Here is a 15,781-nt window from a genome sequence, read left to right as displayed (position 1 = left end):
GGGCGTCAGACCTTCACGGAGTCCGTGCCGGAGGAGGACTCGGCGACGGCGGCCGCGGGAGCCGCAGGGGCCGCCGCGGGGACGGCCGCGGGGGCCTCGTCGCTCGTGCCGAGCCGGACGTCGTTGTGCCGGAGGCCTTCGTTGATGGCCACGGTCCGGGCGAGGTCGGTGATCTTCTTCTCCAGCGAGCGGAAGCGCAGGAAGGTGTTGAGCGTGAGGAAGCCCATCGCGAGGACCATCACGTAGAGCACCAGGTCGGTGCCACGGCCGACGCCGAGGTGCTGGGCGACCCAGGTGACGTCGGTCGGGCGGAGCACCGCGTACACGTTGACGACGACGAAGGCCGAGAACGCTATGCGCTTCCAGGCCCGGTTCTGGGCCTGGCCCCAGGTCCGGATGAACATCAGTGCCATGGACACCGAACCCGCGATCAGCAGCAGCTGAATCCAGAAGTACTTCATCGACGCCCACGCTCCCGCAGTGAAATGTCAAAAACGATGTTGACGCCGTTGATCAGGGACTGGCCCTTGGCGCGCGAGTAGTCGGTGTAGAGGATGTCGACCGGAATCTCGGTGACCCGCAGGTCGGAGCCGGCGAGGAAACCGACGAGCTCGGAGGCGTGCGCCATTCCGTTCATCGTGATGTTCAGCCGCTCGGCGGCCTCACGGCCCAGTACGCGCAGACCGTTGTGCGCGTCGGTGAGCTTCAGCTTGCGTGCGGTGGGGCTGACCGCGGCGGCCGTGCGCAGGACGACCTGCTTGATCCACGGCACCTGGCCGTTCTGCTCGATGAACCGGGAGCCGAGCACCACGTCGGCGTCACCGGCCCGCAGGACCGCGACCATCGTCTCGACGTCCTTGGTCTGGTGCTGACCGTCCGCGTCGAAGGTCGCGAAGTACTGGGCGCCGGGCTGGGCGAGTGCGTACGTGAGCCCGGTCTGCAGGGCCGCGCCCTGACCGAGGTTGACCGGATGCCGCACCAGGTGGGCGCCGGTGGTCGCGATGTGCTCCGCCGAGTCGTCCGTGCTGCCGTCGTCGACGACGACGATGTTCGGAAAGGTCTTCCGGGCCGCCTCGACTACGCCGGCGATCACTTGGCCCTCGTTATAGGCGGGTATGACCAGCCAGACATCGTCGTATTCGGACACGGTAGCTCCAACGGAACGAGGCACGTACGAGTGCTCAGTTATCGGTGTGAGGTCGCGATGCGGCATTGCCGTCTCCGAACCCACTCAAGTCCGGGCCGCTCACGTCGGCCGTGTGCCGGGGCCCCAGGCCTTCTAGCATAGCGAGTTCGGGCACCCCGAAACTGGCGCCCAGGCAACGATCACACACACGGCGCGTTGTCCAGCGGCGTACTCGGAGCACTTGGCACGTCGCCCGGTGGCGCCCTCAGCGCACTCGGCGGTCCCTGGCGGTCCGGGCCAAGGCCGTGAAGCCGGGGGTGGCCAGGGCGTCGGCCAGCTGCTCCCGCCAGTCGCTCATCGGGGCCAGGCCCACCTGGGCCCAGTGATCGTGGGCGAGGACGCTGAAGGCGGGGCGGACCGCGGGCCGGACGAAGGACTCGGACGTGGTCGGACGGATCCGCTCGGGGTCCAGGCCGCACAGCCGGTAGACCTCGCGCGCCAGCCCGAACCAGGTGGTCGCTCCGCCCGCGGTGGCGTGGTAGACGCCCGCCGGGGCCCGGCCGTCCAGCGCGGCGTGTCCGAGCTCCACGAGCTGCCGGGCGAGCGCGACGGACCAGGTGGGCTGTCCCTGCTGGTCGTCGACCACGTCCAGGGTGTCCCGCTGGGCGGCCAGCTTGAGCATCGTGGCGACGAAGTTGGGGCCGTGCTCGCCGTACAGCCAGGCGGTGCGGACCACGTAGCCGTCCTGCGGCAGGAGTTCGGCCACGGCCCGCTCGCCGATCAGCTTGGAGCGGCCGTACGCGTTCACGGGCCCGGTGGCCGCGTCCTCCGCGTAGGGCTCCGAGGCGTCCCCGGGAAGCACGTAGTCGGTGGAGATCTGCAGCAGCCGCGCACCGGTCGCGGCGCAGGCCGCGGCGAGGATCCGTACGCCGGTGCCGTTGACGGCGGCGGCGGCCTCCTCGGCCGTCTCGGCGCCGTCCACATCGGTCCAGCCGGCGCAGTTGACGACGATGGCGGCGCCCTCCACGGCGGACCGGACGGCCGCCGGATCGGTGATGTCGAGCTCCGCGCGGCTGAGGCCGGCGGTCTCGATCCCGTGGCGCTGCAGTTCGGCCAGTACCTCCTGGCCCAGCATCCCGGCCGCGCCCGTGACGAGCCAGCGACCCTTCCCCCCGTCACCGGTCACTTCTGCGGTGCCGCCTTCTGCTCGGCCCGCGGGGTACTTCCGTGGTCGGCATTCCCCTTGCCGTTCCGCGAAATGCCCTTGTCCGATAACTCGTCGTTCCGTCTGGGCCAGGATCCGCCCCTCACCAGGATGCGCATGATCCGAACAGTAGCCGTGTGGTGCGTTCGGCACGCTCGGAATCGAAAACTGCCCCGCCCTCTCGCATAGGGTTGTCGCCATGCGTGGAATTCTCTTGGCCGGCGGCACCGGATCCCGACTCTGGCCGCTGACGCGGGCCGTGTCGAAGCAGCTGCTGCCCGTCTTCGACAAGCCGATGATCTACTACCCGCTCTCGACGCTGGTCATGGCCGGGATCAGCGAAATCCTCGTCATCACCACCCCGGAGGACCGCGACCAGTTCGAGCGTCTGCTCGGCGACGGCTCGCAGTTCGGCATCCGGCTGGAATACGCCGTCCAGGAGCGCCCCGAAGGCATCGCCCAGGCCTTCGTGCTCGGCGCCGACTTCATCGGCGACGACTCCGTCGCGCTGATCCTCGGCGACAACATCTTCCACGGCAGCGGCCTCGGCACGCGCCTGGCGCAGCACACCGACTCCAAGGGCGGCCGGGTCTTCGCGTACCCGGTGGCGGACCCGTCCGCGTACGGCGTGGTGGAGTTCGACGCCGACGGCCAGGCCATCTCCATCGAGGAGAAGCCGGAGAAGCCCAAATCCCGTTACGCCGTGCCCGGTCTGTACTTCTACGACAACCGCGTCGTGGAGATAGCCCGCGCCCTGAAGCCCAGCGCCCGCGGCGAGCTGGAGATCACCGCCGTCAACGACGCCTACCTCCAGGCCGGCGAGCTGAACGTCACCATCCTCGACCGCGGTACGGCCTGGCTGGACACCGGCACCTTCGTCTCGATGGTGCAGGCCTCGGAGTTCGTGCGCGTCATCGAGGAGCGCCAGGGATTCAAGATCGGCTGCATCGAGGAGGCCGCCTGGCGGGCGGGCCTCATCGACTCCGCGCAGCTGCGCGCACTGGCCGAACCGCTCACCAAGAGCGGTTACGGCGACTACCTGATCGGTCTGCTCGAAGAGGAAGCCGCACGATGAAGTTCCGCGAACTCTCCATTGAGGGAGTCTTCGAGATCACGCCCCAGCAGCACGGTGACCCGCGCGGCATGTTCATGGAGTGGTACCGCTTCGACCACCTCGCCGAGGTCGTCGGGCACCCGCTGAACCTGGCGCAGGCCAACCTCTCGGTCTCCCAGCGCGGCGTGGTCCGCGGCATCCACTTCGCGGACGTCCCGCGCGGCCAGGCCAAGTACGTCACCTGCGTGCGCGGCGCCGTGCTGGACATCATCGTGGACATCCGGGTCGGCTCCCCCACCTTCGGCCGCTGGGAGGGCGTCCGCCTGGACGACGTGGACCGGCGTGCCGTCTACCTCCCCGAGGGCATGGGCCACGGCTTCTGTGCGCTGACGGACGACGCCACGCTGTCCTACATCTGCTCGGAGACGTACAACCCGACGGCCGAGCACTCGGTCCACCCGCTCGACCCCGACCTGGGCATCGACTGGCCGGCGGACGTCCCGCTGCTGTCCGCCCGCGACGACGCGGCCCCCTCACTGGCCGACGCCGCGGCCTCGGGCCTGCTGCCGGACTACGCCGCCTGCATCGAGTTCACGGAGTCGCTGCGGGTGAAGTGACCCCGCGCGCGGAGCGACGTACACGAAGAGGGGCGCACCCCCGGGGGTGCGCCCCTCTTCGTGTACCCGTCCGACCCGTCCGCGGTGTCCGTCCCGTCCACGGCCTCGTACGACGAAGGGCCCCCGACCCGTCGCGTGAACGACGGGGCGGGGGCCCTCCTGTCAAACATGGTGCCCGCGTCAGCGAGCTACCAGGTCAGAACACGAATTACTTCGTGATCTTGGTGACCTGGCCGGCGCCCACGGTACGACCACCCTCACGGATGGCGAACTTGAGGCCCTCCTCCATGGCGACCGGCTGGATCAGCGCGACCGTCATCTCGGTGTTGTCGCCCGGCATGACCATCTCCGTGCCGGCCGGCAGGGTGACAACACCCGTGACGTCGGTGGTACGGAAGTAGAACTGCGGACGGTAGTTGTTGAAGAAGGGGGTGTGACGGCCACCCTCGTCCTTCGACAGGATGTAGGCCTGGGCCTCGAACTCGGTGTGCGGGGTGACCGAACCGGGCTTGATGATGACCTGGCCGCGCTCGACGTCCTCGCGCTTGATGCCACGGAGGAGCAGACCGACGTTCTCGCCCGCCTGGCCCTCGTCGAGCAGCTTGCGGAACATCTCGATACCGGTGACCGTGGTGGTGGTCTTGGTCTCCTTGATACCGATGATGTCGACGGTCTCGTTGACCTTCAGGACACCACGCTCGATACGACCGGTGACGACGGTGCCACGACCGGTGATCGTGAAAACGTCCTCGACGGGCATCAGGAACGGCAGGTCGGTGTCACGCGGCGGGGTCGGGATCGCCTCGTCGACGGCAGCCATGAGGCCGAGAAGCTTCTCGCCCCACTCCTTGTCGCCCTCGAGCGCCTTCAGCGCGGAGACGCGGACGACCGGAAGGTCGTCGCCCGGGAACTCGTAGTCGGAGAGGAGCTCACGAACCTCGAGCTCGACGAGCTCCAGGATCTCCTCGTCGTCCACCATGTCGGCCTTGTTCAGCGCGACGACGATGTACGGAACGCCGACCTGGCGGGCCAGGAGCACGTGCTCCTTGGTCTGCGGCATCGGGCCGTCGGTGGCGGCGACCACGAGGATCGCGCCGTCCATCTGCGCGGCACCGGTGATCATGTTCTTGATGTAGTCCGCGTGACCCGGGCAGTCGACGTGGGCGTAGTGACGCGCCTCGGTCTGGTACTCGACGTGCGCGATGGAGATGGTGATACCGCGCTGGCGCTCTTCGGGAGCCTTGTCGATCTGGTCGAAGGCCGAGGCCTCGTTCAGGTCCGGGTACGCGTCGTGCAGCACCTTGGTAATGGCGGCCGTGAGGGTCGTCTTACCGTGGTCAATGTGACCGATGGTGCCGATGTTGACGTGCGGCTTAGTCCGCTCGAACTTCGCCTTCGCCACGGGGTCCTCCTGGAGAGTGGTTCTGTACGCCTTACTCATCGGCGCCAGGTGATCTTTGCTGGAAAGCCGGTTCCCCGGGGCAACGGGAGGGTTACTCCTGTTGCCCCAGAGGCTCCGGTGACAAGCCTAAAGCGTGTACTCGGAAGAGTTACTCGCCCTTGGCCTTCGCGATGATCTCCTCAGCGACGTTCCGGGGAACCTCGGCGTAGGAGTCGAACTGCATCGAGTAGCTGGCGCGACCCGAGGTCTTGCTGCGGAGGTCTCCGACGTAGCCGAACATCTCCGAGAGGGGCACGAGGCCCTTCACGAGGCGAGCACCGTGACGCTCCTCCATGGCCTGGATCTGGCCACGACGGGAGTTGATGTCACCGATGACGTCACCCATGGACTCCTCCGGCGTGGTGACCTCGACGGCCATCATCGGCTCGAGGAGCACGGGAGAAGCCTTGCGCGCGGCCTCCTTGAAGGCCTGCGAACCGGCGATCTTGAAGGCGAGCTCGGAGGAGTCGACCTCGTGGTAGCCACCGTCGAGAAGGATGACGCGGACGCCAGTCATCTCGTAGCCGGCGAGGATGCCGAACTTCATGGCTTCCTGCGCACCCGCGTCGACCGAGGGGATGTACTCCCTCGGGATGCGGCCACCGGTGACCTTGTTCACGAACTCGTACGCCGGACCGTCGGCCTCGAGGATCGGCTCGATCGCGATCTGCACCTTGGCGAACTGACCGGTACCACCGGTCTGCTTCTTGTGGGTGTAGTCGTGACGCTCCACCGTCTGGCGGATCGTCTCGCGGTAAGCGACCTGCGGCTTGCCGACGTTGGCCTCGACCTTGAACTCGCGCTTCATACGGTCGACCAGCACCTCGAGGTGCAGCTCGCCCATACCACCGAGGATGGTCTGGCCGGTCTCTTCGTCCGAGTGAACGTGGAAGGAGGGGTCCTCCTCCGCGAGAGACTGGATGGCGACACCCAGCTTCTCCTGGTCACCCTTGGACTTGGGCTCGATGGCGACCTGAATGACCGGGGCCGGGAAGTCCATGGACTCCAGGATGACCGGGTTCTTGTCGTCACACAGCGTCTCACCGGTGGTGGTCTGCTTCAGGCCCATGACGGCGACGATGTCACCGGCGCCCACCGCTTCGATCTCTTCACGCTTGTTAGCGTGCATGCGGTAGATCTTGCCGATGCGCTCCTTCTTGCCCTTGACGGAGTTCAGCACCGCAGTGCCGGCCTCCAGGCGGCCCGAGTAAACCCGGACGAAGGTGAGCTTGCCGAGGTGCGGGTCGCGCATGATCTTGAACGCGAGCGCCGCGAGGGGCTCGTCGTCCGAGGGCTTGCGCTTCACGACGACCTCGGCGTCCCGCACGTCGTGGCCTTCGATGGCCTCGACGTCCAGGGGCGAGGGGAGGTAGCGGACGACGGCGTCGAGCAGGGGCTGAACGCCCTTGTTCTTGAACGCCGTGCCACAGAACACCGCGGTGACGGTGGCGCCGCTCTCACCCTTGGAACCGATGATGATGCGACGCACGGCCTCGTGCAGCTGCTCGACGGTGGGCTCGACGCCCTCGAGGAACAGCTCCATGATCTGGTCGTCGTTCTCGGCGACCGTCTCGACCAGCTTGGCGTGCCACTCTTCAGCGGCTTCCTTGTGGGTGTCCGGGATGTCGACGATGTCGTACATCTCGCCCTTGGTCGCCTCGGCAGACCAGACGAACGCCTTCATGGTGACCAGGTCGACAACGCCCTGGAAGTCCATCTCGGCACCGATGGGGAGCTGCATCACGATCGGAACCGCACCGAGGCGGTCCTTGATCATGTCGACACAGCGGTGGAACTCGGCGCCAGTGCGGTCCAGCTTGTTGACGAAGCAGATGCGCGGGACGCCGTAGCGGTCCGCCTGACGCCAAACGGTCTCGGACTGCGGCTCCACACCGGCGACACCGTCGAACACGGTGACGGCGCCGTCGAGGACGCGGAGCGAACGCTCCACCTCGACGGTGAAGTCAACGTGACCCGGGGTGTCGATGATGTTGATGGTGTGGTCGACGTCTTCGAGCGGCCAGTGGCAGGTCGTCGCGGCAGACGTGATCGTGATGCCGCGCTCCTGCTCCTGCTCCATCCAGTCCATCGTGGCAGCGCCGTCGTGGACTTCACCGATCTTGTAAGACACACCGGTGTAGAACAGGATGCGCTCGGTGGTGGTCGTCTTGCCCGCGTCGATGTGAGCCATGATGCCGATGTTGCGCACCTTGGCCAGGTCAAGCGAAGTGGTAGCCATATCGGCTCAGTCTTCTCTCGGTCTCGATGTGGGTTGGGACTACCAGCGGTAGTGCGCGAAGGCCTTGTTGGACTCGGCCATCTTGTGCGTGTCCTCACGCTTCTTGACGGCAGCGCCAAGACCGTTCGAGGCGTCGAGCAGCTCGTTCATGAGGCGCTCGGTCATCGTCTTCTCGCGGCGGGCGCGGGAGTAACCCACGAGCCAGCGCAGCGCGAGGGTCGACTGACGACCCGGCTTGACCTCGATCGGCACCTGGTAGGTGGCGCCACCGACACGGCGGGACTTGACCTCGAGCGACGGCTTGACGTTCTCCAGCGCGCGCTTCAGCGTGATGACCGGGTCGTTGCCGGTCTTCTCGCGGAGGCCTTCCATGGCGCCGTAGACGATGCGCTCGGCGGTGGAGCGCTTGCCGTTCAGGAGGATCTTGTTGATGAGCGACGTCACCAGAGGAGATGCGTAGACCGGGTCGATGATGACCGGGCGCTTCGGGGCGGGGCCCTTACGAGGCATTTTTTACTTCTCCTTCTTGGCGCCGTAGCGGCTGCGGGCCTGCTTGCGGTTCTTGACAGCCTGGGTGTCAAGCGCACCGCGGATGATCTTGTAACGAACACCCGGCAGGTCCTTCACACGGCCACCACGCACGAGCACGATCGAGTGCTCCTGCAGGTTGTGTCCCTCACCCGGAATGTAAGCGGTGACCTCGATGCCAGAGGTCAGACGCACACGCGCGACCTTACGCAGCGCCGAGTTCGGCTTCTTCGGGGTGGTCGTGAACACTCGCGTGCAGACGCCGCGACGCTGGGGCGAAGCCTCGAGCGCGGGGGTCTTTGTCTTCTCGACCTTGTCCTGCCGGCCCTTACGGACCAGCTGCTGGATCGTAGGCACTACTTCTCCGGTTTCTGTGTGCCGTGTAGTGAAGCTAACCTGGAACATTTGCCGACCCACGCGGTCGGGTGTGTCGGATCCGGCGGACCTCCACGCAAGCGTGGAAACGCATGAATCGCGGTGGCTGATATGACTCGAGTGCGGTTGATGGACACGCACAGGAGCCCAGGCACACCCCAGGCACAAGGTCTGAGCGTACCTACCGCATCCACTCCGGTCAAAACAAAAGCCCCTGACCCGAAAGCCCGAAGGGCCCTACGACCAGTCGCCACAAGGCCGAGGCCGTGATGCAGTCCCTCCGATGTGCGGCCGTGGTGCGGATGTGCTAAGCGGAGGCTCCCCACGCGGTACGGCGCCCCGCGGCGGGCCGCCCGGGAGCGGCGGCCCCGCACCATCTCCGGGCCGGGCAACCGCGCCCCCGGCGCTCCACCGAAAGAAGGAACCCCCTCCCCGAAACCGGCGGCCGCACCCTGCGCACACCCGTCCGGACCGCCCCGCCGGCAGCGGGACGAAGGGCTGACGGGGCCCCCTGACCCGGGAAACACCGGCGCGACACCGCACCGCCACACCGTCCGCCGGCCCTGCCTCCGACCTAAACTGATGAGTCAGACAAACCATCCATATATACCACTAGTCGGACAGCGGAACAGCAGGGAGCACACCCTTGGGGACCTTGGCCGCCGAGACCGCGACGCACAGCAGTCCACCCCCCGGCCAGGACCGGCCCGCACCACGCCGCGCCACCCGCTCCTACGGCCCGCTCCTCGCGTTCCTCATCGCCTCGGGCGCCTTCTGCGCGTCCTGGGCGGCCCGGGGCACCTTCCCCTTCGGCACCACCGGCCGGGCCGTCAACGACCAGGCCAACCAGTACGTCCCGTTCCACCGGGCCCTGTGGGACCTGGTCCACGGCCGGTCAGCCGGCGACCTCCTCTTCACCTGGCGCGGCGGGTTCGGCCAGCAGTTCCTGTCCGACTACTCCACCTACCTCGGCAACCCCTTCTCCTGGCTGGCCGTCCTGGTCCCCCGCGCCCACGTGGACCTCGCCGTCTTCGCGATCACCCCGGTCACGATGGGCACCGCCGCCGCCCTGATGGCCGTCTACCTCGGCAAGCTCCAGCCCGGACCCTGGTGGCAGCGGGGGGTCCTCGGAGCCGTCTACGCGCTGTGCGGCTGGGCCCTCAGCGACGCCTCGTACATCCCCATGTGGATGTGGGGCCTGGTCGCGCTGCCGCTCCTGGGCATCGCCGTCGAGTGGTGCCTGGAGGAGCGCCGCTGGCCGGGCGTGGCGCTGCTGGTCGCCCTCGCCTGGTTCGGGAACTTCTACACCGCGATGATGGCGACGATCGCCGCCTGCGTGCTGCTCGCCGTCCGCCTGATCGTCCTCGATCTGACCCGGTCCCGGCGGCTGCGCGCCCTGGGGCGGGCCTGGACCGCCGCCGCGACGGGCATCCTGCTCACGCTCCCCCTGCTGCTCCCCTCGTTCCTCTCCAGCGCGGCCTCGCAGCCCACCCGGGCGGCCGCCTTCGATCCCGTCCGGCTCGAGGTCTTCCTGACCGGCATGCTCCCCGGCACCCACCTGTGGGGCGGCCGCCCGCGCCTGTACGTGGCCTCGCTCGGCCTGATCCTGGCCGGGTCCTTCCTCCTCAACACGGCCGTCGCCCGCAGGACCCGTCTGGTGTGGGCGGGGGCCGTCCTGCTCGTCGCCGTCTCCTTCCAGTTCCCGCCCACCCAGTACGTGTGGCACGGGCTCGCGGTGCCGAACGGCAACCCGTACCGCGAGACCTTCGTCTTCAGCGGCATCGTCGTGATCATCGCCTGGCTCTCACTGGCCAACCGGCCGCGGCCGCTGCACCTGGCATCGGCCGCCGCCCTGCTGGTCACCGCCGCCTTCGTGCTCCGCCGCACCAACGACTTCGGCGGCGCCACCTGGCCGGCCGTCCTGGGCGGCGGCGCGGTGTCGCTCCTCGCCCTAGTCCTGCTGGCGCTGGGCGAGAAGCGCCGGGTACTGATCCCCGTGGCCGCGGTCCTCATGGTCGGCGTCGTCTTCGCCGAATCCACCGCGGCCGCGGTCAACGCGGACGCCCGCCGGGCCCGCGAACGCTGGGCGAAGCCGATCGCCACCTCGAGCAGGTCGATCGCGAACCACTTCGACGCCGTCCGCTCGGTCGACGGCTGGCCCGCCTACCGGACCGACTCCGGCGCCCCGCAGACCTCGTACAACGACACCCTGTCGCTCCGGGCCGAGGGGCCGCAGTACTACAGCAGCTACCTCCCCGAAGCCACGTACAAGGCCCTCGAACCCCTCGGCTACGGCTACAAGAACGACGGCCGCACCTTCTTCGGCGCCGACAACCCCGTCCTGGACGCGATCTTCTCGATCGGCGCCCGCGCCGAACCGGGTCCGGAGAAGAACAGCTGGACGGCCCGTACGTTCCCCACCCCGCCCCTGGTCACCGTCCGCGCCGCCCCGTACACCTCCCCCAACCCCCCGGCCAGCGTCTACGCCCACCAGGAGCAGGTCCTCGGCGCCACCGTCTACCAGGTCCCGCCCGTCACCCGGGGCGGCAACGCCGCGAAACAGCGGTACACCGCCACGTGCACCCCCGGCTCCGAGGCCTTCTGGTACTCGCCCCGGCTGTACGGCACCGTCGCCTTCGGAGGCACCGAGAAGCCCCTGGAGGACCGCGCGGCCGGGGTCGTACGCCTCGGCGAGGTCCCCGCCTCCGGCCGGGTCGACGTGACCGTACGGACCCGTACCCGGGGCGGCACCGCGGGCGCGCACCCCGCCGGCTGCCTGGACCGGGCCGCGCTCGCCACGACGGTCGGCCGCCTCACGGTCACGGGCGCCACCCGGGTCACCGCCGGCGGCCACAGCATCGAGGCCACCCTCCCGAAGGGGGCCTCCGGCACCGCCGTCTTCGCGATGACCGCCGTCCCCGGCTGGCAGTGCTCGGCCCCGGTGAAGAGCTTCCACGGCCTGCTCTCCCTGGACGTCCCCCGGAACACGGACAAGCTCTCCTGCACCTTCACCCCCCCCAGGGCCTCACCCCCGGCCTGGCCGGCGCCACCCTCGGCCTCCTGGCCCTGGCCTCGGTCACCGTGACGGGCCTGCGCCGCCGCCGACGGGCCTGATCCCGCCGGGCCTGATCCCAGGTACGAAGAAGCCCCCCGCCTCTCCTCTCGGAGCGGCGGGGGGCTTCTTCGTACTAGCTAACGAGCTCAGCCGTTGTACGGGCCGTAGTCGTAGTCCTCCAGCGGGACAGCCTGGCCGGAGCCGGTGCCGAAGGGCGAGTAGTCGATGTCGTCGTAGCCGACGGCCGAGTACATCGCGGCCTTGGCTTCCTCGGTCGGCTCGACCCGGATGTTGCGGTAGCGGGCGAGGCCCGTACCGGCCGGGATGAGCTTACCGATGATGACGTTCTCCTTGAGGCCGATCAGGGAGTCGGACTTGGCGTTGATCGCCGCGTCCGTCAGAACCCTGGTCGTCTCCTGGAAGGACGCCGCCGACAGCCAGGACTCGGTCGCGAGCGAGGCCTTGGTGATACCCATCAGCTGCGGACGGCCGGAGGCGGGGTGACCGCCCTCGGTGACCACACGACGGTTCTCGGTCTCGAACTTCGACCGCTCGACCAGCTCGCCCGGCAGGAGCTCCGCGTCGCCGGACTCGATGATCGTCACGCGGCGCAGCATCTGCCGGATGATGATCTCGATGTGCTTGTCGTGGATCGACACGCCCTGCGAGTTGTAGACCTTCTGGACTTCGCCGACCAGGTGGACCTGGACCGCACGCTGACCGAGGATGCGCAGCACGTCGTGCGGGTTGGTGGCACCCATGGTCAGCTTCTGGCCGACCTCGACGTGGTCGCCCTCGCCGACGATGACCTTGGCGCGCTTGGAGATCGGGAAGGCCGTCTCCTCGCTGCCGTCGTCGGGCGTGATGACGATCTTCTTCGTCTTCTCGGTCTCCTCGATCCGCACGCGGCCGGCGGCCTCGGAGATCGGGGCGACACCCTTCGGGGTACGGGCCTCGAAGAGCTCGACGACACGCGGCAGACCCTGCGTGATGTCGTCACCGGCCACACCACCGGTGTGGAAGGTACGCATCGTCAGCTGGGTACCGGGCTCACCGATGGACTGGGCGGCGATGATGCCGACCGCCTCACCGATGTCGACCAGCTTGCCGGTGGCGAGCGAGCGTCCGTAGCAGAAGGCACAGGTGCCGACCGCGGACTCACAGGTCAGGACCGAGCGGGTCTTGACCTCCTCGACGCCGTTGGCGACCAGGGCGTCGATGAGCACGTCACCGAGGTCGACGTTGGCCGGCGCGATGACCTTGCCGTCGATGACGACGTCCTCGGCCAGCATGCGGGCGTAGATCGAGGTCTCGACGTCGTCGGCCTTGCGCAGCACGCCGTCCTCGCCGCGAACGGCGATCTTCAGCTTCAGGCCGCGCTCGGTGCCGCAGTCCTCCTCGCGGATGATGACGTCCTGCGAGACGTCCACCAGACGACGGGTGAGGTAACCCGAGTCGGCGGTACGCAGGGCGGTGTCCGCCAGACCCTTACGGGCACCGTGCGTGGAGATGAAGTACTCCAGAACGGTGAGGCCCTCACGGAAGGACGCCTTGATCGGACGCGGGATGGTCTCGTTCTTCGCGTTCGACACCAGACCACGCATACCGGCGATCTGTCGCATCTGCATCATGTTTCCTCGGGCACCCGAGTCAACCATCATGAAGATGGGGTTCGTCTTGGGGAAGTTCGCGTTCATCGCCTCGGCAACCTCGTTGGTCGCCTTGGTCCAGATCGCGATGAGCTCCTGCGTGCGCTCGTCCTTGGTGATCAGACCGCGCTCGTACTGCTTCTGGACCTTCTCGTCCAGCTCCTCGTAGCCCTTGACGATGGCCTTCTTGGCCTCGGGCACGACGACGTCGGAGATGGCCACGGTGACGCCCGAACGGGTCGCCCAGTGGAAGCCGGCCGCCTTCAGGTTGTCGAGCGTCGCCGCCACGATGACCTTGGGGTAGCGCTCCGCCAGGTCGTTGACGATCTCGGAGAGCTGCTTCTTGCCCACCGAGTAGTCGACGAACGGGTAGTCCTCGGGCAGCAGCTCGTTGAAGAGCGCGCGGCCCAGGGTCGTCTTCAGACGGAAGCTGTCGCCCGGCTGGAACTCCTGCTCGCCCTCTTCGGCGATCGGCGCCACCCAGCCGCGCGGCGGGATGGTGCCCACCGGGAAGCGGATGTCGACGGCCGACTGGAGAGCCAGCTCACCGTTGTCGAACGCCATGGTCGCCTCGGCGGTCGAGCCGAACGCGCGGCCCTCGCCCTTGACGTCACGGAGCTCGCCGTCGGTGGTGAGGAAGAACAGACCCAGCACCATGTCCTGGGTCGGCATGGTGACGGGACGACCGTCCGCCGGCTTCAGGATGTTGTTCGAGGACAGCATCAGGATGCGGGCCTCGGCCTGCGCCTCTGCCGAAAGCGGCAGGTGCACGGCCATCTGGTCACCGTCGAAGTCCGCGTTGAACGCGGTGCAGACGAGCGGGTGGATCTGGATGGCCTTGCCTTCGACCAGCTGGGGCTCGAAGGCCTGGATGCCGAGGCGGTGCAGCGTGGGCGCACGGTTCAGCAGAACCGGGTGCTCGGCGATGACCTCTTCGAGCACGTCGTAGACGACCGTGCGGCCGCGCTCGACCATGCGCTTCGCCGACTTGATGTTCTGCGCGTGGTTCAGGTCGACCAGGCGCTTCATCACGAACGGCTTGAAGAGCTCCAGCGCCATGGCCTTGGGCAGACCACACTGGTGCAGCTTCAGCTGGGGACCGACGACGATCACGGAACGCGCGGAGTAGTCCACGCGCTTGCCGAGAAGGTTCTGACGGAATCGACCCTGCTTGCCCTTGAGCATGTCGCTCAGGGACTTCAGCGGGCGGTTACCGGGACCGGTCACCGGACGACCACGACGACCGTTGTCGAAGAGTGCGTCGACGGCCTCCTGAAGCATGCGCTTCTCGTTGTTCACGATGATCTCGGGGGCACCGAGGTCGAGAAGGCGCTTCAGACGGTTGTTGCGGTTGATCACGCGGCGGTACAGGTCGTTCAGGTCGGAGGTCGCGAAGCGGCCACCGTCCAGCTGCACCATCGGACGCAGGTCCGGCGGGATCACCGGCACGCAGTCCAGAACCATGCCCTTGGGCTTGTTGCTGGTCTGCAGGAACGCGGAGACGACCTTGAGGCGCTTGAGCGCACGGGTCTTCTTCTGGCCCTTGCCGGTACGGATGATCTCGCGGAGGCGCTCGGCCTCTTCGTCGAGGTCGAAGGACTCCAGACGCTTCTGGAGCGCCGCGGCGCCCATGCAGCCGTCGAAGTACGTACCGAAGCGGTCGCGCAGCTCGCGGTAGAGCAGCTCGTCGCCCTCGAGGTCCTGGACCTTGAGGTTCTTGAAGCGGGCCCACACCTCGTCGAGGCGGTCGATCTCGCGCTGGGCGCGGTCACGGAGCTGCTTCATCTCGCGCTCGGCACCTTCGCGCACCTTGCGGCGTACGTCGGCCTTGGCGCCCTCGGCCTCGAGCTCGGCCAGGTCGGTCTCGAGCTTCTTGGCGCGGCCTTCGAGGTCCGAGTCGCGTCGGTTCTCGATCTGCTGGCGCTCGACGGAGACGTGCGCCTCCAGGGACGGGAGGTCGCGGGTGCGGCGCTCGTCGTCCACGAACGTGATCATGTACGCGGCGAAGTAGATGACCTTTTCGAGGTCCTTCGGCGCGAGGTCCAGCAGGTAGCCAAGACGCGACGGAACGCCCTTGAAGTACCAGATGTGGGTGACGGGAGCGGCAAGCTCGATGTGGCCCATCCGCTCGCGACGCACCTTGGCGCGCGTGACTTCGACGCCACAACGCTCACAGATGATGCCCTTGAAGCGGACACGCTTGTACTTACCGCAGTAGCACTCCCAGTCCCGGGTCGGACCGAAGATCTTCTCGCAGAAGAGTCCGTCCTTCTCGGGCTTGAGGGTGCGGTAGTTGATGGTCTCCGGCTTCTTGACCTCGCCGTGGGACCAGGTTCGGATGTCGTCCGCGGTGGCAAGGCCGATCCGCAGCTCGTCGAAGAAGTTGACGTCGAGCACTGTGCGTCAATCCCTCTTTCGGGGTCGAGTCTCAATCATGGTCTGAACGGTCCCGGGGATGACGGGGGGCTCTTGAGCGAGCCCCCCGTCAGGCCC

11 protein-coding genes are annotated in these 15,781 nt (G+C 67.8%); 3 read left to right on the top strand and 8 right to left on the bottom strand.

The features are described 5' to 3' along the window. Positions 1-5: 5 nt before the first annotated feature. The 3 genes from OG435_RS27300 to rfbD form a co-directional block, all read right to left on the bottom strand. Entirely contained in the window at positions 6-461 is a 456-nt protein-coding gene (locus OG435_RS27300; RefSeq protein ID WP_266880612.1) for a DUF2304 domain-containing protein, read from the bottom strand. Next, positions 458-1,147 carry a glycosyltransferase family 2 protein gene (locus OG435_RS27295; RefSeq protein ID WP_266880611.1) on the bottom strand — a complete coding sequence of 230 codons (690 nt, stop codon included), beginning with the start codon at positions 1,145-1,147 and terminating at the stop codon, positions 458-460. The genes OG435_RS27300 and OG435_RS27295 overlap by 4 nt, the downstream gene beginning before the upstream one ends. Positions 1,148-1,391: 244 nt before the next feature. Beyond that, positions 1,392-2,312 (bottom strand): dTDP-4-dehydrorhamnose reductase, encoded by a 921-nt coding sequence (gene rfbD, locus OG435_RS27290; protein ID WP_266880610.1) that lies wholly within the window; start codon positions 2,310-2,312, stop codon positions 1,392-1,394. Positions 2,313-2,529: 217 nt separating this feature from the next. Here rfbD and rfbA point away from each other — a divergent pair, with 217 nt between their 5' ends. Further along, on the top strand, positions 2,530-3,405 hold the full coding sequence (gene rfbA / locus OG435_RS27285) for a glucose-1-phosphate thymidylyltransferase RfbA (protein WP_266880609.1): 876 nt from the start codon (positions 2,530-2,532) through the stop codon (positions 3,403-3,405). After that, positions 3,402-4,001 (top strand): dTDP-4-dehydrorhamnose 3,5-epimerase, encoded by a 600-nt coding sequence (rfbC, locus tag OG435_RS27280; protein WP_266880608.1) that lies wholly within the window; start codon positions 3,402-3,404, stop codon positions 3,999-4,001. Before rfbA ends, rfbC begins: the two co-directional genes overlap by 4 nt. 208 nt (positions 4,002-4,209) lie before the next feature. On the opposite strand, the gene tuf is transcribed toward rfbC, so the two are convergent. From tuf to rpsL, 4 genes are all read right to left on the bottom strand, one after another. After that, on the bottom strand, positions 4,210-5,403 hold the full coding sequence (tuf, locus tag OG435_RS27275) for an elongation factor Tu (protein ID WP_254387373.1): 1,194 nt from the start codon (positions 5,401-5,403) through the stop codon (positions 4,210-4,212). A 148-nt stretch (positions 5,404-5,551) separates the two neighbouring features. Beyond that, the gene (gene fusA / locus OG435_RS27270; protein WP_266880607.1) at positions 5,552-7,681 is read right to left on the bottom strand and encodes an elongation factor G; all 2,130 of its coding nucleotides are present in this window, start codon (positions 7,679-7,681) and stop codon (positions 5,552-5,554) included. Between the two features lie 39 nt (positions 7,682-7,720). Next, entirely contained in the window at positions 7,721-8,191 is a 471-nt protein-coding gene (gene rpsG, locus OG435_RS27265) for a 30S ribosomal protein S7 (RefSeq protein ID WP_215023410.1), read from the bottom strand. 3 nt (positions 8,192-8,194) lie between these two features. Next, on the bottom strand, positions 8,195-8,566 hold the full coding sequence (gene rpsL, locus OG435_RS27260) for a 30S ribosomal protein S12 (protein WP_007265893.1): 372 nt from the start codon (positions 8,564-8,566) through the stop codon (positions 8,195-8,197). Positions 8,567-9,230: 664 nt separating this feature from the next. Between rpsL and OG435_RS27255 the strand changes: the two genes are divergently transcribed. Then, a complete protein-coding gene (locus OG435_RS27255) occupies positions 9,231-11,669 on the top strand; it encodes a YfhO family protein (RefSeq protein ID WP_266880606.1) in 2,439 nt (812 codons plus the stop codon). A 116-nt stretch (positions 11,670-11,785) separates the two neighbouring features. Here the strand turns inward: OG435_RS27255 and OG435_RS27250 are convergent, their stop codons facing one another. Next, on the bottom strand, positions 11,786-15,685 hold the full coding sequence (locus tag OG435_RS27250) for a DNA-directed RNA polymerase subunit beta' (RefSeq protein ID WP_243333344.1): 3,900 nt from the start codon (positions 15,683-15,685) through the stop codon (positions 11,786-11,788). Positions 15,686-15,781: the final 96 nt, after the last annotated feature.

The sequence above is a fragment of the Streptomyces sp. NBC_01264 genome, assembly GCF_026340675.1.
GTDB lineage: Bacteria > Actinomycetota > Actinomycetes > Streptomycetales > Streptomycetaceae > Streptomyces.
The sequence above is the reverse complement of the archived record's forward strand: the minus strand, read 5'-3'. Positions and strand labels throughout refer to the sequence as shown.

Excerpts from the sequence above, each read along its gene's own strand:
- OG435_RS27300 (WP_266880612.1), bottom strand. The coding sequence starts at position 461 with ATGAAGTACTTCTGGATTCAGCTGCTGCTGATCGCGGGTTCGGTGTCC.
- rfbA (WP_266880609.1), top strand. The coding sequence starts at position 2,530 with ATGCGTGGAATTCTCTTGGCCGGCGGCACCGGATCCCGACTCTGGCCG.
- rfbC (WP_266880608.1), top strand. The coding sequence starts at position 3,402 with ATGAAGTTCCGCGAACTCTCCATTGAGGGAGTCTTCGAGATCACGCCC.
- fusA (WP_266880607.1), bottom strand. The coding sequence starts at position 7,681 with ATGGCTACCACTTCGCTTGACCTGGCCAAGGTGCGCAACATCGGCATC.
- rpsG (WP_215023410.1), bottom strand. The coding sequence starts at position 8,191 with ATGCCTCGTAAGGGCCCCGCCCCGAAGCGCCCGGTCATCATCGACCCG.